This is a genomic window from Flavobacterium sp. UGB4466, assembly GCF_903469665.1.
Classification (GTDB): domain Bacteria; phylum Bacteroidota; class Bacteroidia; order Flavobacteriales; family Flavobacteriaceae; genus Flavobacterium; species Flavobacterium lipolyticum.
Window position 1 is genome coordinate 1 of the sequence record NZ_CAGKLC010000052.1, and the last position, 25,386, is coordinate 25,386.

A 25,386-nucleotide genomic window follows, 5' to 3' on the forward strand; every position below is an offset into this window, starting at 1 on the left:
TATTTCGACGGAATTGTTTAAACGTTTGCTATAGCTCGTAATAAAAAGTTTTGTTTACAATTTTACACTGACTTGAAAAATAAAAAAGGCCTTCAGGAATTTGAAAGCCTTTAAAAAGTAAAGTAAGAATGAATTATTTTTTAGATTCTTCAATAGAAACTTTTCTAAACTCTTTTAAAAGTTTTTCAATTTCCAAAGATGATTTACGTGCTCTGGCCCCGGCAGCTTTAACTCCTTTTTCAGCTACAGCTTCAGATTCTGTTTTAAACGTTTCGATTTCGGCGTTGATTTTTGCAACAAGGTCTTTCATAATACGATTTTTTTTGTTTAAGTGAGCAAAAGTAAAATTTTGCATTAATTGAAAACGGTATTGCTAGCAAAATATTTTCATGAATTCTCTTTTTTCAATTCTTTAAGGAAATAACTGACCGAAATTCCCGTTTTAGAGTGAAATGCATTGGTGAATCGGGGAGTGGAAGTAAAACCTGCTTCCTCAGCAAGGGAGCCTATCGAGTAATTTCTATGCATGCTTGAGTTTCGGAGCAGTTCCACCAAATAATCAATTTTTAGGTCATTGATATAATCAGCAAAACGCTTGCCGCTGCGATGGTATATCACTTTTGAAAGGTATTTGCTGTTAGTATTAAACCGTACAGTTAAAGTGGCTAATGTTGCCTCTTTGTGCAGGAATTTTTTATCCCTTTCAAATTTTTCAAGGTGTTTTATTATTTGCTGTACAGTCTCCTGCGAGATATCAGTTATTTCGAATTTATCGGGTGACTGTTTCTGGAAGGTGCTCTTTTCATTTTTTTCCAGAAGCAGATCAAATTTGATCTTATTTCGCTTTTTAGTTTCAAAGTGGTTATAGGTCCCATAAATGACAGCGGAGAATAGAACGACAACCACGCTTATCAAAATAACGTCATAATATTTCTCTTTTACAAGTTGCTGCTGTATTTTTTCTTTTTCCAGCAGAATTTCCTTCGTATCATATTCCTTGTGAATTTTGCCCATTAGGTACTTATTGGTATCTGTTAATATAGAATCTGCTTTTAAAAGCTGGTCTATATAATACAACTGGGATTTCAGGTTATTTTCTTTCTTGTAATATTTAATCATTAATTCAAAAACTTCTCTTAAATCCGGACGAATGTAACCTTTCTCAATAAATACTTTTTCCACCTTTTTAAAGTAAGGAACTGCTTTTGCCTGACGCTGTAGTTTCCAATAGTTTTTTCCAATGTAAAAATTGGCAATTGATTCATTTGCAAACTCTGTCATGCTGTTTAAATGCGGCATGACTTCCTGAAGCAATTGAATAGAGGTGTGATAATTATTTAGAAAGAACTGGTTGATTCCTTCGGAGTGCTTAAAAAATAATTCCATCTCGGGAATCTTAAGGCGCTCACATTCTTTAATTCCCAAAGCATTAGTTTCGGAGCATTTACTGTAATCTCCAATCTTGTTGTAACAAACACTAAGTGAATGAAGTGAATTTAAATAGGGGCGGGGCTGATTTTTTTTAAAATATTCAATGCAGTCATTAAAAAGAGAAATGGCTTCATCATAAAATCCGAGGTAAAATTTAATCTGGGCAATATGATATTTGGTTTTATAGATCAGGTAATCATTATCAGTTTTGGAAATGTTTTCATTTGCAGTTATATAACAATCATATGCTTTTACATAGTTTTTTTGGCTGTAATAGACTATTCCTTTGGATAGCTGAGCAGATCCGATCAGTTCATTACTTCTTGACTTTACAGCTGTCTGCACCATGCTGTCAGCGTATTTTAAACGGAGAATCATAGGTGACTGATGCAGCATATTTTGATATGCATTAACTAACTCTTCATGATTCTTTTCCCTGCGGGCTTTTCTTAAATAGGCATATAAATATGGAGATGCTTTCAGGCTGTCATTTTTGTATTGATAAATTTTATCATCCAGATATCCATAACTTTTAAAAATAAGGGAATCAGGAATTCTGTTGGGAGTATTCTGGGCATTTAAAGATTTAATTAGAAATAAAAGCAACAGTACTGGTAAATTACATTTCATAAGACATAGAAATTTTGAGTTTATGCTCTGATAAAAGCATAAATCAGATTAATAAAAAAAAATGTAGAGGTCGTTATAGAGCAACTTTCAAAAATACTTTAATTATTTGAATTTCAATATTTAATGTAAGAAAAATACTTTGTTGATTTCATGGAAATCGATAGTGGATTTTCCGAAAATCCACATACATGCTCTTGATTTATGATTTTTTGCAATTTAGATTTGCCTTGAATTCAACAGCAAAGGATTCAGTAAAGTACTGAGCAAAAGTTCTGCTGGCCCGGGTAAAATGGACTGAGACAAGTTCTCAATTAACCAAACCATTTTACATTATGAAAAATTTATTATTAACTGGTTTAATTGTTTTTTTAGGTTCATGTTCAAATGACGATTTTGACAATTCTGATTTAAGATTGGTTTCCAGCCAAGCAATCAACAAAGAGAAAACTGCAGATTTTAAAAATGGGTCTGCTTTAGAGGAAAACTTTAAGGAAGTTCCGGCGGGAGATTACGTACTTCTAGTTCCTGCCCAATTAAAAGAAAAAATCATTTCAGTATTAAAAGCCCAATCTGGGCGAAATGAACTAAAGACTTTTGAGAAAAGCAGTTCTGCTTTAGATACAATTTCTTCTACGGAGGATCCTGTCTCAACATTATTTATAATTGTTGATGAAAGTACACTGGGATCATCATTGAAATTTGATTTGAAGGGGTATATCGTTAATCTCGGAAATCTTCGCGGCCAGCAGTACCAGATCGTGGATGATTTTATAATTCAATACGAGATTTCAAAAAGACAGGATTCAACACTTCTAACAGATGAAAAGGAATCCATCTTATCTATTTCCTCAATTTCGGAAGCAGTTTTATTTAGTGAAAAGGACAGAAAAGACAGAGATTGGGAGACATCCACCACCAGTAAGAGTATCAGGCCTTAATGATGTAATGACGTAATTGAAGTTGAATTACTTCCTACTAATATAGTTGATTAATAATTTTCTAATCTTTCTGATTTATGAAAAAGAGAGCTTTGTTTTATATTTTTTTGTTCCTTTTTAATCTTTGCAGCCTTTATTTTATAATGAAGCTTTTTGCTGCTGATCAGCTGGTTCAGTACGTACTTTACGAGGACAATATAATTGAGAGTCCGAGATTAACAGCGTATATTTTATACGTCTGCTGTTTGTCTAATTTATATTTCCAGTTTTTTACATGGATGGAATATTTTTTCAAGAATGAAATCTAAAGGAGATCTAAACTAAAAGAACAAAAATGATTAGAGAAATCTTAAATACTGAGATTAAAAGCATTGAAAATGATGGTATTGATGTAGTATACATTACAGACTATAGGAAAAAAAATACTGTACCAGTCCCATTTTCCGTTTCAAATTTTTCAGTGCTTTTAATCACAAGTGGTAAAATGAATATCAGATTTCATGACGAAACTAATATAGTTAATCGGAAAGATTTACTGGTAATCCCATTTAATTCCATTTGCACAAGACTTGAAGCGACGGATAATATCCAGCTTTATCTTGTAAGGACAAATTTTGATTTTGCATTTAATAATTGTTATGAGAAAGAGCTTTCGGATGCTTTTAGTTTTCTAATGTTAAAATCAGATCGAAAGATTAGTCTTCAGGAAACGGATTTTAAAGTTTTATCACTTATTTATAAATTAATGTATGTATTGCAGAACAGCAATGACAAACCGGAAGTAATTACTAAGCTGCGCCGGATATGCTTTAATTTATTTATATATGAACTCAAGTTTATACATTCGAAATATAAACCCGACTTAAATCTTGACTTTTCAAGAAGGGAGAGCATTGTAATACAATTCCTGACCCTATTATCAATACATTTAAGAAAACAGCATCATGTTCAGTTTTATGCAGGAGCGTTATTTGTCACTCCAGGACATTTGAATAAGATGGTAAAAGAAAGCACAGGTAAAACAGCGAAAGCATTTATAATTGAAGCTCTTGTTAATGTTTCGAAAAATCTTCTTACGGACTCAAGCTATTCCGTGGCTAATATTGCCGATGAATTAGAATTCAGCAGCGCTGAAAACTTTGGCGTATTTTTTAAAAAACATACCGGTATGCTGCCAACCGAATTTCGTTCTAATAAAAAGTAAGCTGCCAAGATAGCTCCTTATTCTGCCAGAGATTGTTTAATTAAAACGATAAGACGATGATTAAAATGTATCCTTTGGAATGGTTTGATTCGTTGATTATAAATTCATTTGATGCTGATAATTCTTTTGTAAAAATATCGGAATATGAATTGGAGAATTTGAGTAAAGCAATAGTATCTGAATCAAAAAAAATTAAAATTCATATTAAAGATTCTTTTTTCGAGCTGAAAAGTAAAAGGCAGATTAGACTTCTTATAAGAAAATATCATTCTTCATTGGTTTTTTTAATAGATAAGGTAGTAGAAATAAAAATGATCGAAAAATTCAATTCTCCTGAATTTTTTAGAATATTTGACCTGATCGTTAGTTCCCTGGACGATTTGCTGTCATTTGTAGAAATCAGATATTCGTCCTTTATGAGTTTGGACCAAAGGGTGTCCTACAGCTATTTTTCAATTTGGAAAAAAGAAGCACTCGAGGTTTTAAAGAATCTGATTAAAAAAAAAGAAAATACTGGGGAGAATGATTTAGAATTGGAGTTTGTTGTCGATCTTCTTGCTGCGCCACTTCAAAACAGCAGAAAGAGCAAGTATACCTATCGCCAGATTTTGTATTATCGAGAGATAATCATGGAACTTGAAAAATTGAACGATCAAGTTACGGAATCTGAAGGTTTTTCAAATCTTGATCTTATGCTTATAAGAATGAATTTTAATTCCAGAGAATATACCGAGAGACTGGTTAATAGAATAGGCAGGTATTTAGAAGGTTTTGAGAATTTATCTGAAAGACTTGAAAAGCTGCTATACTTCTGCAAGAAACTGTCTAAAATAAACGCAGATTTAAAATTAACCTTTAATCCATCTCAACAGAATCTTATCTCATTTTTGGAATACTGGTTCTCCAGCGAAATCAGATTTGCTGAAAAGAAGGCTGCAATTCTAATACAGGAACAGATTGATGGTTCTGTCGGGAGTGAATTTGTGGAGAAGGCAGATTCAAAACTTGAATGTATACTTTCAGGAGATCAGATTGGACTTATTTTAAGGGCTACAGATGAGGCGAGAATTATTAAAGCTAAGTCTATGAATTACATATTTAAAAGTATAGTACCTTATCTTTCTACTCCCGTAAAAAGAAATCTTTCTTACCAGTCAGTGAGAAGCAAGTCATATAATGCAGAAGAGCGTGATAAGGAAATTGCGATTGAAAGTCTTGAAAAAATAATCCGTAAGATAAAAACGTACTAGATTTTATTGTCTCGTGTAATCTGACAACCCTTTAAATTCGGGCATTTTGAAAGGGTACAAAAAGGGTACAGAAAAGTTGTACTTGTAGAAAATTTATTCTTATCGTTCCTTTGACCTGTAGAATAAATCCCATCAAAATTTAACGGATGGTGATTTTCATAGAGGAGGATAAAATGTTGAACGATAAAATGAGGAGCTATGTTTACAAATATTTCATGGGGCAGTTATCTGACCGCGGCTGGTATTGCTATAATTTTCTGGTATCTAATAATCTTACTGAAATTTCACAGTAGTGATTTAAAAAAAATCTTATCAGGTGAAAAGAAACTGCAAATACCATTTCTAAAAAAAACTTCTAAAAATTTACAGGAAATAAAATCGATATCCGATTCATTTCCGAAATCTTTTGATACCCTGGAAGATGCGGAAAATCTATCGCGCCGTATTAAAGAAGCAGTTAAAGAAAGTGCAGAAAAACGACTAACAAAACAGCAGTTTCAAAACTACCTGCGAATGCTTCTGGATGAATATCCTTATGTCAAAATTTCCTCCCTCAGAGAAAACATTAACCAACAAATGGTCTTTGAATCTCAAAAGCACCCCGATCTGCTTTTAACGCTCAGTGAGGCAGACAGTCTTTGGGAAGGACCGGTATTTTAAAAAATTCAGAGGAGGAATATTCCCCGTTCTCTCTGGTGCGGTATGGCTTTATGTGACAGGAAAAATAGAGCAGCAACGGCGGTATTCCTCTTCTTTTTATTAAAGAATAACTTTAAAAATGATTTGTGATGAAAAAATGCAGATGGAAATTAAAAAGTCTTTTTAGAAGATTTAGAGCTATGGGATCGTCGCTCCTGATGATTCTGGTTAGTAATGTTATTTACAGCCAGGATGGTGTGGCGGGCATTAATGAAGCCAACCAGAAAGTGAGAAGTTACTTTGATGCCGGCACTGAATTAATGTATGCAGTAGGAGCGATCCTCGGGCTGATCGGGGCAGTAAAAGTATACCAGAAATGGAATGCCGGAGATCCTGATACCGGAAAAGTGGCGGCAGCCTGGTTTGGAAGCTGTGTGTTTCTGGTGGTGGTAGCTACTGTCATTAAATCCTTTTTCGGGGTTTAAACGATAGATAAGATGAGTAACAGTGTTTATTCTATCAATAAAGGAATCAATCAGAGTATAGAATTTAAGGGACTTAAAGCGCAGTACATCTGGTATTTGGGCGGAGGTGTCGTAGGTCTTATGATTCTATTTGCTGCCCTGTATATAATTGGAATTCCTTCCTTGATATGTATTGGTTTTATTGGAACGGCGGGAGGTTTTCTAGTTTTTAAAATATACAGAATGAGTAATACCTACGGAGAATACGGCATGATGAAGGCTCTGGCTAAAAAACAGATTCCAAAGTGGATTAAAGTCTGTAGCAGAGAGGTTTTTATAAAGATGTAGCTACAGAGCGTTAATGATATAATGGAGAAAGAATGGAGAAGAGGATGGAAGATCTGCTGCCTGTTATGGCAGTGGAACATGATTGTATTTTGTCAAAACAGGGCGATGTAACTATAGTTTTTAAGGCAGAACTGCCTGAAATTTTTACGCTGTCAGACCAGGAGTATGAAGCTTTCCACCAATCGTGGATAAAGGCGTTAAAGGTGCTACCTAAGTTTTGTGTTTTTCATAAACAGGACTGGTTCTTAGAAAGTGCTTATAAAGCTAATTTTTCAAGTGAAGACAGCAGTTTTCTGACCAGAAGCAGCGAGCGTTTCTTTAATGAGAGACCCTTTCTGGATCATTCCTGCTATATCATGCTGACCAAGAAACCAGCGGGAAGAAGAAATGCAACCTCATTGTTTTCTAATCTGCTTAGAAGTTCCATAGTTCCAGAGGAAACATTAAAACCGCAGCTTTTGCAGGATTTTGAAGATACCTGTGGCCAGTTTAAGAGAATTATGGAAGACAGCGGATTTATAAAGCTGGCGCGTCTGCAAAATGAATCGCTTAGAAGCGAGAGCAGAAGAATCGGGCTGGTGGAAAAGTACTGTTTTTTGTCAGAACGTGAAGATTCATTTGTTTTTAAGGATATCAGGTTTGACGAAGGATTAGCAGTAGGGGATAAACGCTGCCAATTGTTTACACTTGGTGATGCAGCTGATCTGCCCGGATTATGCGGATCAAGAATTAATTTTGACCGCTATTCGACCGATAAGACCAAATTCAGCATTGGTTTTGCTTCAACTCTTGGTCAACTTTTATCCTGTAATCATATTTATAATCAGTATATCTTCATTGAAGACGCACAGAAAACCATTCAAAAGCTGGAAAGCAAGCGACTCAGGCTGCAGTCACTCTCTGCCTACAGCCGGGAGAATATGATTGCCAGGGATGCGACGAATGATTTCCTGAACGAGGCAGTATCACAGCAGAGGCTTCCGGTTAAAGCTCACTTTAATATACTGGCCTGGAGCACTGATAGGGAAGAACTAAAAGAGATTAAAAACAAGGTGTCATCAGCTCTTGCACAGATGGATGCGGCTGCCAAGCAGGAAACTGTCGGAGCTCCTCAGATCTATTGGGCTGGAATTTCGGGAAATGCTGCGGACTTTCCCATGAATGACACCTTCGACACCTTTACCGAACAGGCCGTATGCTTTCTGAATATGGAAACGGGATATAAATCTTCGCTGAGTCCCTGCGGTATTAGGCTGGGAGACAGGCTGACAGGAAAACCAGTTCATGTTGATATCAGCGATGAGCCTGTTAAGATGGGAATCTGCACCAATCGCAATAAGTTTATATTGGGACCTTCGGGCAGCGGCAAGTCCTTTTTTACCAATCATATGGTGAGAAGCTATTACGAGCAGGGAACGCATATTGTACTGGTGGATGTTGGGCACAGCTATAAAGGGCTCTGCGATATGGTAAACGGGTATTATTTCACTTACGATGAAAAGAATCCTATCCGTTTTAACCCATTTTATATTTCAGAAGGAGACAGTCTGGATACGGAGAAAAAAGAGAGCATTAAAACGCTTCTGCTGGCACTCTGGAAAAAAGACGACGAAACCTTTAACCGGAGCGAGTATGTAGCACTCTCAAATGCGCTGCAGCTGTATTACGAGAAATTGGATGTTAACAGAAATATATTTCCCTGTTTCAATAGCTTCTATGATTTTCTGAAAGAGGATTTTATCTCAATTTTGGAAGGCGATAAAGTAAAGGAGAAGGACTTTGACGTGAATAATTTTCTCTATGTACTCAGGCCTTATTACAAGGGAGGCGAGTTTGATTATCTGCTGAACGCGACAGAAAATCTGGATCTTCTAAAAGAAAGGTTTATTGTCTTCGAGCTGGATAATATCAAAGACCATCCGATTCTTTTTTCAGTAGTGACCATCATAATAATGGAAGTTTTTATAAACAAGATGAGAAAACTTAAGGGTATCCGAAAAATGATACTTATTGAGGAAGCATGGAAAGCATTGATGAAGGAGGGTTTTGCAGATTACATAAAGTATCTTTTTAAGACTGTGCGTAAATTTTTCGGAGAAGCAATAGTGGTAACTCAGGAGGTAGAGGATATTATTTCTTCACCAGTGGTCAAGCAGGCTATTATCAACAACAGCGACTGCAAGATCCTTCTGGACCAGAGCAAATATCAGAATAAGTTTGACCAGATTCAGGAGCTGCTGGGACTGACAGACAAAGAAAAGGCACTTGTACTTTCTGTAAATAAAGCCAATGATCCAGCTAGGAAATACAAAGAAGTGTTTATCTCTCTGGGAGGGATGCTTTCAAAGGTCTATAGAACCGAAGTTTCGTTGGAGGAATACTTAGCTTATACAACAGAGGAAAGCGAGAAAGTGAAAATGAATGCCTATGCAAACAAGTTTGGCGGGGACATAAAGAAAGGAATAGCCGCAATGGCTCAGGATATGAGAAATGGAATTAAATGAAAAGGAAAAATGAAAAAGAAATTAATTGTCGGTTTAGTCTGCCTGCTGCTGGTAAGCACCTCGGCAAGACCTGCTGAAAAAGTTGCGGTATTGCCGATACTGGAAATTGTAAAAGCTGTTACGAAAAAGGTGATTAAAGCCATTGACCTGAGAATCCAGCGGCTACAGAATAAAACGATCTGGCTTCAGAATGCACAGAAGCAGGTGGAAAATGTACTTTCCAAATTGAAGCTCAATGAGATCTCGGACTGGACTCAAAAACAGAAAGATCTTTACAAAGGCTACTATGACGAACTCGCAAAAGTAAAGTCAATTATTACCTACTATCAGAGGATAAGAGAGATTACCAAAAAGCAGACACAGCTTGTTCAGGAATATGAAAGAGCCTGGAATCTTTTTAAGCAGGATACCCATTTTAAAGACAGCGAAATCCAGTATATGGAGCGCGTTTATACAGGAATACTTGAGGAAAGTGTGAAGAATATCGACCAGATTTTTTTGATTCTGGATTCTTTTGCCACCCAGATGAGCGATCTCAAACGTCTTGAAATCATCAACAAGGCTGCTGATCAGATTGATGGGAACTACGACGACCTTACAATGTTTAACCAGCAGAACATACTGCTGAGTCTTCAGAGGGCCAAAACAGAAGCAGATGTAAACCAAGTGAAACAATTTTACGGAATTCCATAATTCAATAAAAAAAACATGAAAAAGATAGCTGTACTACTAGTAGCGCTCTGTGTTTTTAATCAAAGTATGAGCGGGCAGGCAAAGCAGAGGAAGGAACTAATCCTTCAAATAGCGGCACTTCAGGTTTATATTGACTATGCAAAGAAAGGATATTCGGCAGTATCAAAGGGGCTTAATTTCATAGGTGATGCCAGAAAAGGAGAGCTAAACCTGCACGGTGATTATTTTACCTCACTTTTAAAAATCAATCCAAAGGTTAGGAATTATTATAAAATTGCTGAGATCATTTCCATGCAGTTTAAAATAATGAAACTCTGTAGAAAGACTTTGGCAGATCTTAAAACTGCTGATTTGTTTCATGGTAATGAACTGGACTACATTGAAAGGTCTTTCGAAAAGCTGCTTTGGAGCTGCAACCAGACTCTCGACCGGCTGCTGGTTATTACTACTGATGCAGAATTGGAACTAAAAGATGACCAGAGACTTGAGCGCATTGATCTGCTGCACAAAACTATGCTGGAGGATTATAATTTCTGTCTTTCTTTCAGCAATGAAGCCAGACTGCTGTCGATTTCAAGAACTGCCGACAAAGAGGATTCTAAAGGATTAAGTGAATTGTACGGATTATAAACTTGCAATGATGAAAAAGATATTATTGTTTATGGCAGTTATCTGCCTATTTCTGACTCCAGATAAATCAATAGCGCAGTCAGCAGAAATTCAGCAGCTGATTTTGAATATCGAAAAGCTATCCCAGTTCAAGAAAATTCTTAGTGACATGAAAAAGGGATATGAGCTGCTTTCTGGAGGATACAAAACGGTGAAAGATATGACTGAAGGAAACTTCAGTCTGCATAAAACTTTTCTAGATGCTCTTATGCAGGTAAGTCCAGCGGTGAGGAATTATAAAAGGGTAGGAGAGATAGTGGAATATCAGATTTCAATAGTCAAGGAAAGCCGCAACGGAATGAACCGATTTATAAAAAACGGAAATTTCAGCGGACAGGAAATAAATTACTTTGAGAAAGTGTACGGAAACCTGCTTAATCAGAGCCTGCGAAATCTCGATGAACTTACGATGATCATAACAGCTGATAAGCTCAGGATGTCGGACGACGAAAGACTAAAGGCAGTTGACGATATCTATGAGCAGATGCAGGATAAACTGCTTTTCTTAAGAAACTTTAATACCACGTCGAACGTGCTGGCTCTTCAGCGGGCAAGGGAGAAAAATGATGTTTACGCGTCAAGAGGATTACAGGCAATTAAAAACTAACTAATGAAGATGTTATTAAATAAAAAAGTAGTATCAGCGGTGCTTATGGCATTAGTTTTTCCATTCAGGATCATGGCGCAGGGACTTGGTGATGATATGAGTAGTCTTCATGGGGTTTTAGACCAGCTTTATGATCAAATGATGCCTTTGTGTTCTAACCTAATTGCTGTAGGGCAGGGAATAGCAGGCTTTGGAACTATATGGTACATCGCCTCACGGGTGTGGAGGCATATAGCAAGTGCCGAGCCCATTGACTTTTATCCGCTCTTCCGTCCCTTTGTTATAGGATTCTGCATTATGATTTTTCCGTCGGTTCTGGCACTTATTAACGGAGTTATGAAACCAACTGTTACGGCTACTGCTGCTATGGTAACAGGCTCTAACAATGCAGTTGCTGTTCTGCTTAAAGAGAAAGAAAAAGCAATTAAAGAAACCGATCCATGGAAGATGTATGTAGGGGCTGCTGGTACGGGTGATCGCGACAGATGGTATAAGTATACGCATGACGGTGCTGATCCATCGGATGAGAGCATGCTCGCAGGCATAGGCAATGATGTCAAATTTGCCATGGAAAAAGCTTCTTACAGTTTTCGAAATTCGGTTAAGGAATGGCTGAGCGAGGTGTTGAGGGTTTTGTTTGAAGCTGCCGCCTTATGCATTGACACCCTTCGGACATTTCAGCTCGTGGTACTTTCCATTTTAGGGCCGCTGGTATTTGGAATAGCGGTATTTGACGGTTTCCAGCACACGCTCACTGTATGGCTTGCCCGATATATCAATATTTACCTGTGGCTTCCCGTGGCCAATATATTCGGAAGCATAATCGGAAAGATTCAGGAACTCATGCTCAAGCTGGATCTCTCACAGGTGCAGGCAACAGGTGACACTTTTTTCAGCAGGACCGATATGTCATATTTAATTTTCATGATAATAGGTATCATAGGATATTTTACCGTGCCTTCTGTTGCCAATTATATAGTTCATGCAGGCGGAGGAGGAGCCTTGGGTCATAAAGTGACAAGTATGTTTGGCAATTCAGCTAGTTCTGTTGTGAGAACCTCTTCAAATGCGGTTGGAATGACTGCTGATGCGATGGGAGATGCGGATCGGAGAATGACCAGCAGCATGGCTGCGACAGCAGGAAGCAGTCCTTATTTTACTGATAAAGGAAACTATATGAATGACAGGCTTAAGGGGAATTCTAAACAGACTTAATAACAGGAGCATATGTTTACCAAAATGAAAAATATTGATACGGCATTTAGATATGTGAGAGGCTTCACGATGCTTGTAATTGCAGGTTGCATCATAATAAGCTGCTATGCTGTCTATAAAAGTTTCCAGACAGTGAGCCTTATGCAGGATAAAGTATATATTCTGGCAAACGGCAAAGCGCTGGAAGCTTACGCTTCGGAAAGAAAAGATAATATTGCTGTTGAAGCAAGGGACCATGTGACAACCTTTCACAAGTTTTTCTTTACCCTTGATCCTGACGATAAGGTCATTAAAACCAATATTACAAAAGCGCTATATCTGGCAGACGACAGTGCAAAACGGATTTATGATGACCTGAAGGAAAACAATTTTTATTCGGGTATTATATCAGGAAATATCAGCCAGACCATCCAGATTGACAGTGTGAGCATTGATATCCGTGAATATCCCTACCGTTTTAGATGTTATGCCAGACAGAACATTATCCGTACTACCAGTATTTTGAAAAGAAGCCTACTTACAGAAGGTGCGCTTCGCAATGTATCAAGAAGCGATAATAATCCGCATGGTTTTCTTATCGAGCGGTTTAATACGATTGAAAACAAAGATATTTCCGCAGAAACCAGAAAATAGAGATTTATGAAATCCTTTTTTACAAGGCAGACTGAGCCTTTTGTGTATCACAAGTATTATCTGCTATTGCAGAAAAGATGGGCAGAAAAAATGAAGAGAGTCACAGATGGGCTCTCTAAAACAAAACTTATCTGGGGACTTCTGTTCTTTACGGTTTTGACATCGGGTTATTTAATCTATAACCTATATAGTACATTTTATAAAGAAGCTGAGGTTTCAACAACTTCAAAAATTAAGACAATCAACTTGAAAAAATAAAATTATGCAAGAGAAAACATTATCTCCAAAGGAGTCTAAAAAGAGAAAGATGCTTTTAATGCTGCCTCTTATAACATTTCCATTTCTGACATTCTTATTTTATTCATTAGGCGGCGGAAGAATGGAATCCAAGATGGCAGGGAACGATGAAAAGAAAGGATTCAATTTTAATCTGCCACTGCCTAAATTTAAAGAAGATTCAGCACTGGATAAGATGAGCTATTACGATCAGGCGGCAGTTGATTCGATAAAACTGCGAGAGCAGATAAAAAAAGATCCTAACTATATTGATAATAAAGTCTCGGAAGATAAAGCAGATTCTTTTTCCACAAGTGATTTTGAATCTCGGATGCTTCCAAAAAACAGATCGGCTTTTAATTCTCAGTCTTTTCATGACCGTAATGAACAGAAAGTTTATGAGAAGCTCAGGGCTCTTGAAAAAGTAATCAGCCAGCCTGCTGCCCCGACTTACGGTCAGGATATGAGGGAATTTGAGAATTACGGCACATCTCGTGGAGAATCTGAAGAAATTAGAAAACTCGAAGGTCTTATGTCAGCCATGAGCGCACAGCAGGAACCTGATCCGGAACTTCAGCAGTTAGGCGGTATGCTGGAAAATATTTTGGATATACAGCATCCGCAGCGCGTGCAGGATAGACTTAAACAAACATCTGAGAGCAAAAAAGGCAAAATATATTCAGTTCAGAAAAAAGAAGCAGAGAATAACATAAGCTCACTTCAGCGAAATGTCGATTGGCAGACCTCTTTGAAAACAAATGAATTTTATTCACTGGACGAAGCACAGCCTGCTGAGGAAATACAAAATTCTATTGAAGCAGTTGTGCATCAGACGCAGACTATTGTCAATGGCTCGGTGGTTAAATTAAGACTTACGAATGATATTTTTCTTCAAGGAACAATTATACCCAGAAATACTTTTCTGTACGGTATGGCGGCTTTAAAAGGAGAGAGGCTCGAGGTAAAAATCACAAACATCCAGTACAATAATTCGATATTTCCCGTCGAGCTGGCTGTCTATGATATGGACGGGATTGACGGCATCTATATTCCCGGAACCATTAACAGGGATGTGGCTAAAGCATCAGCGGACAGATCCATTCAGACTCTAGGTCTTACCGGGATTTCGGATTCATGGGGAGCACAGGCCGCTGGTATGGGCATCGAGGCAGCCAAAAGTCTTATGAGCAAAAAGGTAAAACTAATAAAAGTGGTTGTAAAGGCGGGGTATCAGGTGCTGCTGTATGATGAAAAGCAAAAGAATTTAAAACCTTAAAAGAGAGAAAATATGAAAAGAGCGAATTATTTGTTTTTAATCAGCTTGCTGTTAGTTTGTGTTTCAGTTAATCCACAGTCAAACGCAAAGGAAACTGCCTTTTACGAAGACCAGTATAAAAATCTACAAGTAGGTTTTTCTAAAACCACGAGCATTATTTTTCCTTATACAATCAAGAGCATAGATAAAGGAAGCGCAGAAGTGCTTGTACAAAAAGCAAAAGGAGTTGAGAATATACTACTTGTAAAAGCTGCTAAACAACATTTTTTCCAGACCAATCTGACAGTCGTAACATCTGACGGGAAATTGTACGTTTTTGTACTGAATTATGATGAAACGTGCCCTGACTTAAATTTTAAGGCTGAAAATGCAGTGGCTGCAAGCAGGGATGTGCTGTTTTCTTTAGAAAACGAAAATCAGAAAAGAATTGAACAGTGTGCTTCGGCTGCATATTCCAAAAAGAAAAAAATCAGTGGTCTAAAAAAATCCAAGTATCAGATCAGACTGGAGGTGAACGGCATCTTTATCCAGCAGGATGTTTTGTATCTGCGAGTTGTTTTTGAAAACAAATCAAAGATTAACTACGATATTGATCAGTTTCGTTTTTTTATCAGGGATAAGAGAAAGTCAAAACGAACTGCCTCACAGGAAATTGAATTGGAGTCTTTGTATACAACTTCGTCATCTACTGTAATTCCTTATAAATCTGAAATAATAAAAGTCTATGCGCTGGAGAAATTTACTATACCTGAGAATAAGTATCTAACCATTCAGATGATTGAAAAAAACGGGGGGCGAAATTTGGAAGTAGATATAAGTAATAATCTGACTAATCTGGTTTTTCCGATTTCCGAATTAAGCAGTGACACTTTTTAAGGTTTAAAATAAATTATGATAATCAATTTAGCTGACACTGAAATGATGCTGTCGTTTGCTGAGGAAATGGCTTATAACGGCCATCGATTTGCCGCCTTTAATACCGATGAGGTGACTGATACCGACACAATTGAGTTTTTTAGAAACCCATTGGATGCGAAGGAGTACTGTCTGGTTATGACCAATGATGCTAATTATTTTCAGAGCCTGCCGGTTGAATCAGTTATTGATGACTTACGAGCAGTTTTAGAGAGCGGAATTAATACGTCCGATAATGAAGCTTTTGAACTTATTGGATTTGCCAAGCTGTTTAGGGAGAATAAAGAAATATTACATAACAACTTAAAGACAAATATTATGAATCAGAAAAATTTTGAATTCCTGAAAGACCAGCTGAAATACACTGGTTTTGGAGAGACGTTTGATGCTGAACTTAGAGAGAAAATGATGAAAGGTGATCAGGATTTTAAAATCATGCACACCGGCATTATGAACAATGGTGTTCCAAATAACGATATCCTAACTGTAGATTTAAATTTCAAAAAGTCTGAGCAGACCGATATGTATTTTTTTAATTCCTATCACGTCAATCTGCAGAAAGAAGAGAACAAGCCTGGTCTGGAACACACCTTTTACATCAACAAAGACAGCGCCAGTATTACAATGAAAGAGGCTTATAATTTGATGGAAGGCAGATCTGTCAATAAAGATCTTAAAAATAAAGAAGGGGAGAGCTACAATTGCTGGTTAAAAATGAACTTCAAAGAATCAGATTCTCAGGGAAATTTTAAACTCAATCAATACCATCAGAACTACGGGTATGATCTGGAAGCAAGTCTGGCAAAACATTCAATCAAGGAACTGAATACTCCGAAGTATAAAGAAGACCTTTTGAATTCGCTAAAGAAAGGAAACCTTCAGTCGGCGACTTTTGTTGTCGGCGGTACTGAAAGTAAAATGTTTGTGGAGGCAAATCCCCAGTTTAAGACTGTTAATGTTTATGATGAAAATTTACAAAGAATTAATCATCGAGAGAGCAAGGAAGAAAAAAAGGCTGAATCTCAAAAAGAATCAGTATCTAAAGATCAAAAAAAAAATCTAGATTCTGATGAAGGTGATTCAGGGAGGAAAGATAATAAAGTAAAGAAAAGAAAAACTCCTTCACTTTAAAAGTTATGGAAAAATTAAAGCCTTTATCGGATTTTTTCATCGCAATAGAGAATGATTACCGGATTAGTCCGATGCATATTGCCATTTATGCAGCTCTATTACAATTTAGATCCGTTAAGGGCTTTATTAATCCAATTTTTGTCTTTAGCTCGGAGATTATTGTTATTGCTAAAGTTTCTTCAGCAAATACGTATCATAAATGTGTCCAAGAGCTTCATCAGTATGGATACATAAAGTATAGACCATCTTTTAAAAAAAATCGTGGAAGTGAAGTATATTTTTTGTTTTCAGCTGACGCGGACATCTAAAGATTCTGCAATTAATAATTTTATGAAATTGTACTATGAATGAAATTGTAACCAAGGAAGATCTGAGACAGTTTGGTCTTCTTCTAGTAGATAAAATAGAGGCTGTATTTAAAGATAAGGATTCTGGACGGAAAGAAACTTTGGAACCAGAGTGGATTAAAAGCAAGTCTGTGAGAAAACTGCTTGATATTTCAGCAGGTTCAGTACAGAATCTTAGAACAAGCCAAAAAGTCCGTTTCAAAAAAGTGCTTGGCTCGTATTACTACAATAAAGAAGATCTTCAAAAACTATTTGATGATGATAAACACTAAAAGATTAAAAGAAAGCTATATAATGAGTTATCTGTCAATGTATAGTAATGATCCTAAACTAAATGTCTGGCATCTATCAATTTTGACAGCAATACTGGGATTAGGCTATAGGCAGGGACAAAGAAGAAGGATTAAAGTCAGCCGCAGTAAAATTATGGAGCTGTCACATGTGAATACGTTACCGACTTATCATAAGTATTTTAAACAGCTTCAGGATTTAGGATACATTAAGTACACCCCATCTTATCATCCCGGATATAAAAGCGAAGTTAAGTTATGTAAAAAGAGGCTATCTCAAAATATTTGAGATAGCCTCTTTTAAGTTTAAAGATATTTTAAAATTATTTATCATGAAGAAATGTTGTATTTCTTTTTGATTGCCTGAATTTCCTTTTCGAGCCTGCTGAGAACCGTCAAATCAGGCTTAGACATTTTGGACCCAGTTTTATTGAGTTTTTTATTGAGAATAGACATTTCACGTCCGATTGTGGCTTGCTCAGTTATAGCATATGCCTCAGTCTGTTTTACCGATGCATGACCCAGCAGTTCTTTAACTACATTAATAGGGACGTTGTTATTTAGGGTTACCGTGCTTCCGAAAGTCCGACGAGCCATATGAGTGTTGAGCGTAAAAGGAAAACCGCACAATACCGCAACTTCTTTCAGATACTCGTTCATCTTCTGATTTGAAGAAACTGGAAGCACGGTACCGCGCTGAATACAGAGAGGATTGTCTTTATACTTTTCAATTATTTTTAGTGCTTGGGGAAGAAGAGGGACATTAAATGATGAATTGGTTTTCTGCCTTTCAGACATAATCCACAGGTTTCCGTCAATACCTTTTTTGATATCAGTCTTTTTTAATTGGTATGCATCGATGTAAGCCAGTCCGGTGTAGCATTGGAATACAAATACATCCCTTACGACATTAAGCCTGTCAGTTGTGAAATAATGACTCTCCAGTTCGTACAATTCCTGTGCGGTGAGTGGTTTTTTTACCAGTTTTGTTTTACGTCCCTTAAAGTTCTTAAATGGGTCCTTGGTGATTAACTCCTTATCAATGGCGCGGATTACAATCTTTTTGAAATTTGCAATATACTTTAGGGTGGTGTTGTTGCTGCAGTCGCGTACAGTTCTAAGGTAAAACTCGAAGTCCTTTACAAACTCAAGATTCAAATCCGCAAATTCAAGATCGTGCTTTTTAAGCTTGAATTTTATAAAAGCAGTCAAATGGTTTTTAGTAATGGTAAACCGGTCAAGGGTGCCTTTTGCATAGCCTTTTCCAAGAAGCGCCTCCATTTCATCATTATGCTTTTGAAATTCTTCGAGCACCTTAATCTTTGGCGCTGTCCTTCCCAAGACCTCGTCCATAATTTTCTCAGCGGTTATGGTTTTGCCGCTGTACATCATTTCGGTTTTGATTTCATTGATTTTTAAAGTCAGCGAATCCAAAAAGAAGTTCAGCGACTTTGCATCTTCCTTTGAGCCGACCGCTCTTTCGAACCTTTGATCCCATCGTGTATTATCCCATTTTCTCTTAGTTGAACTTTCCTTACGGATACCGTCAACAGTTATTCTGAAATATACGATCCATTCTTTACTTTCTATTTTGGGTCTTTTTAAAAAGAATCCCAAACCAAAACTGCTTTCCAACATAATCCTACTTTTTAAATTAATAAATGTAGAATAATATTACTGTCAAATCAAGTCGTTAATCTCGTTAACCCCTGTAATATATGGGATTTTTGCTGTTTCTGGTGCACTTTTCTGCGCACCGGAAAGTGCACCGATTCTGCACCTTTAATTTTGTGAGAATTTATAAATATTGAAAACAGGCCTTAAAGCAAAAAAGCCAGTAAATCATCGGATTTACTGGCTTTAAGACATTTTTTGTGGCTTTTTGAAAAGATTGAAAAATTTAAATTTTCATGCTTTTCGGCCTTTCCGTGGGGAGAGCAGGATTCGAACCTGCGAAGTTCACACAGCAGATTTACAGTCTGCCCTCGTTGGCCGCTTGAGTATCTCCCCGAAGGCTTTGTATTGTTGCGCTTTGTTGTTCTAAGCGGTTGCAAATATAGGAAGGTTTTTGATGTTTGCAAACAAAAAATGCACTTAATTTTAAGTTAGTTTTACATTGTTTTTTTAATTCGTTGGAATTGAATAAAGTAAAAATAATTTTTTTTAGGTGTTTTTTTTAAAGTAGGGTTATTTTTACAAGGTACAACTGATTATTTGTTTGTTTTTTGGTTTTTTAAAACGTTTTAAATACTGTCTCTTCTCGGAAAGCAGTAGCAAATACTAGTTAAATCAAATCAATCTATTCTCAAATGTTTGACATTTGTTCACGTGGAAATCTGAAGCCTGATGTAGATAGATAGGTTTCGATCTTCTTTTGGTAGGTTGTGTCTTCAAACTTTTTCAGATAGTTTTTTTCTTTGAAATTAAGCGCTAATTTTTTTATTTGTGAATAGGTTAAAAGAAAGGTTGTTTGTGTCTTAAATGAAGGTTATTGGGATTGATAAGATGTGTTTTGTTTTTTAGTACTAAAGAGTATCTCTTGGGATTGGTCTTTTAATCTGGCAGTAAAATATAAAAACAAAAAAATCTCCACTAGGGAGATTTTTTTGTTTTATTTCTGAAAGGAAATATTATTTGGCTAAAAGCTCAATTATTTTTGCTCTTAATTCCGGACCTCTTAAATCCTGAGCAACTACTTTTCCTGATGCATCAAGAATAAAAGTTGCCGGAATAGATTCAACACCATATTGTTTTGCAATTGGCTCATCCCAAAATTTTAAGTTTGAAACTTGCGTCCAGGTTAGTCCGTCTTTTGCGATGGCTTCTTTCCAGGCAGCAGCCTCTTTGTCTAATGAAACTCCTATAATATTTAAACCTTTAGCATGTAATTCTTTGTAAATAGCTACCACATTAGGGTTTTCTTTTCTGCATGGACCACACCATGATGCCCAGAAATCAACGATAGTTACTTTGCCTAAGCTTTCTTTAAGCGAAACTACTTTTCCTTGTGGATTTGGAGCCGAAAAATCTGCTCTTCATTTAGGGCTTCCAACAGGAGCTGCTGATGCACCAACTGCAGGATTTTTCATTTGTCCTAGTTTAGTTTTGATTTCTTTTCCAGGAGTAGAGTTTTTTAAAGACTCGTCTAAAGAGTTGTATAAACCTTCCGCTTTTTTGATGTCAGTGCTTGGGTCATTAATCATGCTTTGAATAATTAAAGCAGAGATAAATGCTTTTGGGTGAGTCTCAGCGTAAGCTAAATATTTCTTTTTAGAGTTTTCCTGAACTTCTGTTTGAAGTGTCATGTATTGTTTCATCAAGCTATTGATCGTTGCAGTATCTTGAGCTTGTTGAGCTTGTTGCATTTTTTGAGTGTTTTTCTTTTGGAAATCAACTAAACCTTTTTGAGTTTTTGTCATATCCTCATTGAATTTTACATACTCGTCATTGTTGTAAGTACCTGAAATTTTAGATTTGTGGATACTGTCTTTGTCAACTGCAACAGTAATTTCTCCTGTTTCTAAGATGAATGGAATTGGGCCATTAGCTCCCTGAACAATTAAAGTATGAAAAGCTGGTTCTGTTACTTTTCCTTTAATTTCGAATTTTCCGTTTTCAACTTTTACGGTGTCAAGAGATACAGCCATTTTTGTTGTTGGATCCTGACCTTGAAGAATGATTGTTTTTCCGTTTTCGATACCGGTTGCAGTTCCTGTAATTAGGTATTCTCCGTCTTTAACTTTGCTGCAAGAAATAATCGCTGCAGAAGCAGTTAGTAAAAAAAGTATTTTTTTCATTATAAAAAATTAATTAGTTAATTGATTTGTGCAACAAAAGTATTTAAAATTATAAAACATAAAGAATTTTGGAACCTAAAATTTTGTTATTGTTTTTTTAGGTTTAATTGTCATGTAATCAGAAGGTTTTTGAGGTTTATTTGATTTAAAACTCTTAATTATATCGTTATAATGAAAATAAATAACGTTTTTTTTAATTTTTACGCATAAAAAAAGCACTCTGTTGAGAGAGTGCTTTTGTAGATATTTTGGTATAAATCTATTCTTGATTCGTTTTCTTTCTCCATGTGAAAGAATTAAGAATGTGTCTTTTTGCAAATCTTCCAGGAGAATCAGCATTTACCATTTTAACGTAAGTTGCTTTAGGAACACTAATGTATTCGTAAACACTTCCGTTAGAGAAATCGATAATTAAACGACCTTCAACAAATTTATAATCAGTAATTGAACAAGTCGAAATCGTTTCAGTGTATTCTGGTAAATTAAGTTTAATCGTTTCAGGATTAATACTTACCAAGAAGTGATAAGCCTCAATAATAGCTTTACTTTTTTCTTCTGCAGCTTTTAGACCAGCATCATCACCTTGAAATTTATCAGGATGAGATTCTTTCATCGCATTACGATAGATTGTTTTTAAATCTTTTAATTCAGCAGTTTTGTCTACGTTTAGTAACTTGCGGTATTCAACTATTTTTTTCATAAATAAAAGGTAACTTCTTGTCTATTAGTTTGAAATGATTGTTTTTTACTTCAAAACGACAAATTTTTTGCAAAGGTACACTTTTTTTTAACTTTTTACTTTTGAGCGGAAAAATATTTGTTTTTGTTTGAGGTTTATGATTGCGGGGTCTGAGTAGTAGAGGTACTTAACCGCAAAAAAACGTAAGTTTTTTTGCGGTTAAGCCGTACTCCAAAAGCGAAGTTCGCAAAGCTTCATAAATAAAAACTTTGCGAACTTTGCGTAAATCTTTGCGTTAAAAGTGACCTGAAACCTAAAACCTGAAACCTAAAACTTGAAACCTGAAACCTGAAACTAATCTTTATTACTTGTTCTCCGGTTTATTATTAGCCTTATCGAAGTTTTTAGATTTTTTTGGATACTTATCATAGCTAATATCGCTTGGGTTTTCGATGATAGATTTAATCGTGATCCAATCCCCTATATTAAAGTTAGTATGTGCGATTTTATAGTCTAAAAGGTACTCACCACAAAAATAGTTGTTGTTTTCATCTTTTTCTATGATGCCCGTATAAATTCCTTTTTGCAGCATTTTCCCTTGTGGATCTTTAGACATAATTTTGTTTGTTTTAAAATTGAAGTTGCAAAGTTAATCATTATTATGTTTGTTTTAGGGAGTTCTTGACAATCTCAGTATATTTGCACATGCAAAAAAACTTCAAACCACATCCTAATTCCTTTAAAAATACGTTTTGTGTTTTTCATGAAGTACTTTCAGATAAAATTGAAGGTTTAAAGAAGCAGTTTGAGAGCAAAGCCGGAAGCGCTTATTATTATACGGAATCCGGAATGTACCGGGTGTCAAATCATTGGGGAAGACTGGCCAACAGCAAATGGCGTTTGGTAGCAATGGTACCGGAAACTGCTTCGAAAACTAAAATAGGTTTTGCGGCCTGGAACGAATTTTATCCGGATAACGCTGAAGAAAAACTGTACTATATCGAAGCTGACTTTGATCAGAATCTGGTCACCTATCAGCATAAGAAGAACCCGAATTATGATGAAAAACCTATTTTAAGAACCAGTTTTGAAACAACGAAACGAATAAAACAGGTTCGCAACCTGCAACAACTCACTTCATGGGCAAAGCATTTTGATTATGAAGATATTGATGAGCTGAGAAAGCAAATTATTAACGAGTTGATTTATACCGAGAAAACTTTAGACGAAATTAAAAGAGAAATATAATGGGACGCAACAACGAAAGGAACATCAAAAAGCATAACGACAAATTGCATAAAGCCCAGAACAAAGTAAAACAGGCTGAGATTGCACGCAAAGAAAAGCTTAAAGAAATTATTAAAAAGTTCAACGAGAATAAAGAAGAATAAAATGTATCAGATTTTAGGTTCCAATAAAAAAACCTGAAACTTGAAACCTGAAACTTGAAACCTGAAACCTGAAACAAAAAATAATACACTACAGATGAGTAAATACGAAGATTTAAAAGCAAGTGTGCAGGAAATTATTGATTTAATTGCTGCCAAGAATAATAGAGAAGCCAATAATAAATTGCTTGAAGTAAGTGATACCTTAGATGATATGTTGGATCATGCTGAAGAAGATGAAGATTTAAGAGAAATTAGCAGGTATCAGGTTTTATTGAATCAGTTGCATGTAAAAATTAATGGAGAAGAGCAGGCTGATGGAGAGTAAGAAGTGCTTTTGTGATACTGGATTATGGTTCGAAAATTGTTGTGGTCAGTATCTTGAAAACAATCAAAAAGCACCAACGGCACTAGCTTTAATGCGTTCCAGATATTCGGCTTATGCCTGTCACAAGGCAGATTATCTATTAGAAACCACTTATATTTCGGAAAGAAAATACTATTCGAAGGCCGAAATTTTAAAATGGGTAACAGCTAATAAATGGCAGAGACTCGAGATTTTAAGTTTTACTGAAAATACCGTCGAATTCAAAGCCTATTTCTTGGATTCAGACCACAAACCACAAGTGCATTATGAATTTTCGACTTTTAAATTTGAAAATGAAGAGTGGTTTTATGTTGATGGAAAGTTTGAATAATTGTCAGACCTAACACTGTTAGTTGTTAGTTTTGGTTAGATATTTTAACTAAAAATTAATAAACGTTTCGTTTTTCATAATTCTAAAATAACGTAATTTTAAAATTATGAAAAACGAATTTAAAAAAGGTTTTTATTTTAAGTCGTACGAAGCTCCGTTTCAGTCTCCGTTTGAAAAGCTTTTTGGTATTTTTAAAGAGCTGATCACCCATACTTCGGGTGATTTTGACGAAGCAATCAGCTGGTTAAGGGAGTTAGACATAGAATACAAACTAACAGACGAGAACTACACTATCGATGATTTTATCGAAGATTTAAAAAAGAAAGGTTACATAAAAGACGAAGTTAAACCTGACGGAAGCGGTGGTTTTGGTATTACTGCCAAGACAGAACGCGCTATCAGACAGCAGGCCCTTGATCAAATTTTTGGTAACTTAAAACGTTCCGGAAGTGGTAATCATAAAACCAAACATGCCGGAAATGGTGACGAACATACGGGGGAATTTCGTGAATTTAATTTTGGAGATGGTTTAGAACGAATTTCATTGACAGAAAGTCTGCGAAATGCCCAGATCAATAATGGTGTTGAAAGTTTCATGCTAACCGAAAATGATTTGGTAGTAGAAGAAACTCAATACAAAGCGCAAATGAGCACCGTTTTGATGATCGACATCAGTCACAGTATGATTCTCTATGGCGAAGACCGAATCACACCTGCAAAAAAAGTGGCCATGGCTTTGGCCGAATTAATCACAACTCGTTATCCCAAAGATACACTCGATATTTTGGTTTTCGGAAATGATGCCTGGATCATCCCTATTAAAGATTTGCCCTATCTGCAAGTAGGACCTTATCATACCAATACCGTTGCGGGACTTCAATTGGCTATGGATATTTTGCGAAGAAAACGAAATACCAACAAGCAGATTTTTATGATTACCGATGGAAAACCCAGCTGCGTACGCGAGCGTGACGGTTCCTATTATATGAATAGCAACGGACTCGACGAGTACATCGTTGATAAATGTTATACACAGGCACAGCAAGCCAGAAAATTACACATTCCGATTACGACATTCATGATTGCAAACGATCCGTATTTACAGCGTTTTGTCAACCATTTTACCGAAGCGAATCAGGGAAAAGCATTTTACACCGGATTAAAAGGACTGGGAGAGATGATTTTTGAAGATTATGAAACGAATAGGAAGAAGAGAGTGAGGTAGTGTTTAGTCTCGGTCGCAGTCGCAGTCTCAGTTTCAGTCTCAGTTTCAGTGACGGTGTCCTGCTGAGCGAAGTCGAAGCATAAGTTGCAGTGACAGTCTCAGTTACTATTGTCCTTCTGAGCGAAGTCGAAGCGGGAGA

The 25,386-nt window shown here is 36.2% G+C and carries 28 protein-coding genes, 1 tRNA gene and 1 pseudogene; 22 read left to right on the forward strand and 8 right to left on the reverse strand.

From position 1 onward, the window contains the following. Positions 1-133 precede the first annotated feature (133 nt). Both JO950_RS13310 and JO950_RS13315 read right to left on the reverse strand, forming a co-directional pair. Complete coding sequence (locus JO950_RS13310; protein ID WP_042565375.1) at positions 134-310, reverse strand: histone H1; 177 nt, start codon at positions 308-310, stop codon at positions 134-136. 77 nt (positions 311-387) lie between these two features. Further along, positions 388-2,061 carry a helix-turn-helix domain-containing protein gene (locus JO950_RS13315; RefSeq protein WP_202703083.1) on the reverse strand — a complete coding sequence of 558 codons (1,674 nt, stop codon included), beginning with the start codon at positions 2,059-2,061 and terminating at the stop codon, positions 388-390. A 332-nt stretch (positions 2,062-2,393) separates the two neighbouring features. Between JO950_RS13315 and JO950_RS13320 the strand changes: the two genes are divergently transcribed. The 17 genes from JO950_RS13320 to JO950_RS13400 all read left to right on the forward strand — a co-directional run bounded on the left by JO950_RS13320 (position 2,394) and on the right by JO950_RS13400 (position 17,442). Then, positions 2,394-2,999, forward strand: coding sequence for a hypothetical protein (locus JO950_RS13320; RefSeq protein ID WP_202703084.1), 606 nt, complete (start codon positions 2,394-2,396; stop codon positions 2,997-2,999). Positions 3,000-3,333: 334 nt separating this feature from the next. Then, entirely contained in the window at positions 3,334-4,203 is an 870-nt protein-coding gene (locus JO950_RS13325; RefSeq protein WP_202703085.1) for an AraC family transcriptional regulator, read from the forward strand. Positions 4,204-4,361: 158 nt separating this feature from the next. Next, entirely contained in the window at positions 4,362-5,453 is a 1,092-nt protein-coding gene (locus JO950_RS13330; protein ID WP_202703086.1) for a hypothetical protein, read from the forward strand. Between the two features lie 198 nt (positions 5,454-5,651). Next, positions 5,652-6,113, forward strand: a complete 462-nt coding sequence (locus tag JO950_RS13335) for a hypothetical protein (protein ID WP_202703087.1) — start codon at positions 5,652-5,654, stop codon at positions 6,111-6,113. 179 nt (positions 6,114-6,292) lie between these two features. After that, complete coding sequence (locus tag JO950_RS13340) at positions 6,293-6,577, forward strand: DUF4134 domain-containing protein (protein ID WP_223704658.1); 285 nt, start codon at positions 6,293-6,295, stop codon at positions 6,575-6,577. Positions 6,578-6,589: 12 nt separating this feature from the next. Further along, positions 6,590-6,904 (forward strand): DUF4133 domain-containing protein, encoded by a 315-nt coding sequence (locus JO950_RS13345; protein ID WP_202703088.1) that lies wholly within the window; start codon positions 6,590-6,592, stop codon positions 6,902-6,904. Between the two features lie 32 nt (positions 6,905-6,936). Further along, complete coding sequence (locus tag JO950_RS13350; protein WP_202703089.1) at positions 6,937-9,408, forward strand: TraG family conjugative transposon ATPase; 2,472 nt, start codon at positions 6,937-6,939, stop codon at positions 9,406-9,408. Between the two features lie 9 nt (positions 9,409-9,417). After that, positions 9,418-10,101, forward strand: a complete 684-nt coding sequence (locus tag JO950_RS13355; protein WP_202703090.1) for a conjugal transfer protein TraI — start codon at positions 9,418-9,420, stop codon at positions 10,099-10,101. Between the two features lie 15 nt (positions 10,102-10,116). Beyond that, a complete protein-coding gene (locus JO950_RS13360) occupies positions 10,117-10,731 on the forward strand; it encodes a hypothetical protein (protein ID WP_202703091.1) in 615 nt (204 codons plus the stop codon). Positions 10,732-10,741: 10 nt separating this feature from the next. Beyond that, entirely contained in the window at positions 10,742-11,377 is a 636-nt protein-coding gene (locus JO950_RS13365) for a TerB family tellurite resistance protein (RefSeq protein WP_202703110.1), read from the forward strand. A 141-nt stretch (positions 11,378-11,518) separates the two neighbouring features. Then, on the forward strand, positions 11,519-12,592 hold the full coding sequence (gene traJ / locus JO950_RS13370; RefSeq protein WP_237732354.1) for a conjugative transposon protein TraJ: 1,074 nt from the start codon (positions 11,519-11,521) through the stop codon (positions 12,590-12,592). A gap of 12 nt (positions 12,593-12,604) precedes the next feature. Beyond that, positions 12,605-13,225: a conjugative transposon protein TraK gene (traK, locus tag JO950_RS13375; RefSeq protein WP_202703093.1), complete on the forward strand. Its 621-nt coding sequence runs from the start codon at positions 12,605-12,607 to the stop codon at positions 13,223-13,225. Between the two features lie 262 nt (positions 13,226-13,487). Beyond that, on the forward strand, positions 13,488-14,777 hold the full coding sequence (traM, locus tag JO950_RS13380; protein WP_202703094.1) for a conjugative transposon protein TraM: 1,290 nt from the start codon (positions 13,488-13,490) through the stop codon (positions 14,775-14,777). 12 nt (positions 14,778-14,789) lie between these two features. Then, positions 14,790-15,653 carry a conjugative transposon protein TraN gene (gene traN / locus JO950_RS13385; RefSeq protein ID WP_202703095.1) on the forward strand — a complete coding sequence of 288 codons (864 nt, stop codon included), beginning with the start codon at positions 14,790-14,792 and terminating at the stop codon, positions 15,651-15,653. A gap of 15 nt (positions 15,654-15,668) precedes the next feature. Further along, positions 15,669-16,823 (forward strand): hypothetical protein, encoded by a 1,155-nt coding sequence (locus JO950_RS13390; protein ID WP_202703096.1) that lies wholly within the window; start codon positions 15,669-15,671, stop codon positions 16,821-16,823. Positions 16,824-16,828: 5 nt separating this feature from the next. After that, positions 16,829-17,131, forward strand: coding sequence for a hypothetical protein (locus JO950_RS13395; protein WP_202703097.1), 303 nt, complete (start codon positions 16,829-16,831; stop codon positions 17,129-17,131). Positions 17,132-17,166: 35 nt separating this feature from the next. After that, positions 17,167-17,442 (forward strand): DNA-binding protein, encoded by a 276-nt coding sequence (locus JO950_RS13400; RefSeq protein ID WP_202703098.1) that lies wholly within the window; start codon positions 17,167-17,169, stop codon positions 17,440-17,442. Positions 17,443-17,790: 348 nt separating this feature from the next. On the opposite strand, the gene JO950_RS13405 is transcribed toward JO950_RS13400, so the two are convergent. From JO950_RS13405 to JO950_RS13430, 6 genes and pseudogenes are all read right to left on the reverse strand, one after another. Beyond that, on the reverse strand, positions 17,791-19,098 hold the full coding sequence (locus JO950_RS13405) for a site-specific integrase (RefSeq protein WP_202703099.1): 1,308 nt from the start codon (positions 19,096-19,098) through the stop codon (positions 17,791-17,793). 291 nt (positions 19,099-19,389) lie between these two features. Further along, positions 19,390-19,470: transfer RNA gene (locus tag JO950_RS13410), tRNA-Tyr, on the reverse strand. A 620-nt stretch (positions 19,471-20,090) separates the two neighbouring features. Next, a pseudogene (locus JO950_RS13415) lies at positions 20,091-20,477 on the reverse strand (peroxiredoxin family protein); the annotation flags it as partial. 18 nt (positions 20,478-20,495) lie between these two features. Next, positions 20,496-21,257, reverse strand: a complete 762-nt coding sequence (locus JO950_RS13420; protein ID WP_202703100.1) for a DUF4369 domain-containing protein — start codon at positions 21,255-21,257, stop codon at positions 20,496-20,498. A gap of 259 nt (positions 21,258-21,516) precedes the next feature. Continuing rightward, the gene (locus JO950_RS13425) at positions 21,517-21,957 is read right to left on the reverse strand and encodes a KTSC domain-containing protein (RefSeq protein WP_017495548.1); all 441 of its coding nucleotides are present in this window, start codon (positions 21,955-21,957) and stop codon (positions 21,517-21,519) included. 343 nt (positions 21,958-22,300) lie between these two features. Continuing rightward, the gene (locus tag JO950_RS13430; protein ID WP_017495549.1) at positions 22,301-22,552 is read right to left on the reverse strand and encodes a hypothetical protein; all 252 of its coding nucleotides are present in this window, start codon (positions 22,550-22,552) and stop codon (positions 22,301-22,303) included. A gap of 89 nt (positions 22,553-22,641) precedes the next feature. Between JO950_RS13430 and JO950_RS13435 the strand changes: the two genes are divergently transcribed. The 5 genes from JO950_RS13435 to JO950_RS13455 all read left to right on the forward strand — a co-directional run bounded on the left by JO950_RS13435 (position 22,642) and on the right by JO950_RS13455 (position 25,247). Then, a complete protein-coding gene (locus tag JO950_RS13435) occupies positions 22,642-23,184 on the forward strand; it encodes a hypothetical protein (RefSeq protein ID WP_202703101.1) in 543 nt (180 codons plus the stop codon). Next, entirely contained in the window at positions 23,184-23,327 is a 144-nt protein-coding gene (locus JO950_RS13440; RefSeq protein WP_202703102.1) for a hypothetical protein, read from the forward strand. Before JO950_RS13435 ends, JO950_RS13440 begins: the two co-directional genes overlap by 1 nt. A 94-nt stretch (positions 23,328-23,421) precedes the next feature. Then, positions 23,422-23,652, forward strand: coding sequence for a hypothetical protein (locus JO950_RS13445; protein ID WP_202703103.1), 231 nt, complete (start codon positions 23,422-23,424; stop codon positions 23,650-23,652). After that, positions 23,624-24,022 (forward strand): YchJ family protein, encoded by a 399-nt coding sequence (locus tag JO950_RS13450; RefSeq protein ID WP_237732353.1) that lies wholly within the window; start codon positions 23,624-23,626, stop codon positions 24,020-24,022. Before JO950_RS13445 ends, JO950_RS13450 begins: the two co-directional genes overlap by 29 nt. Before the next feature lie 106 nt (positions 24,023-24,128). Further along, the gene (locus tag JO950_RS13455; RefSeq protein ID WP_017495554.1) at positions 24,129-25,247 is read left to right on the forward strand and encodes a VWA domain-containing protein; all 1,119 of its coding nucleotides are present in this window, start codon (positions 24,129-24,131) and stop codon (positions 25,245-25,247) included. Positions 25,248-25,386 lie beyond the last annotated feature (139 nt).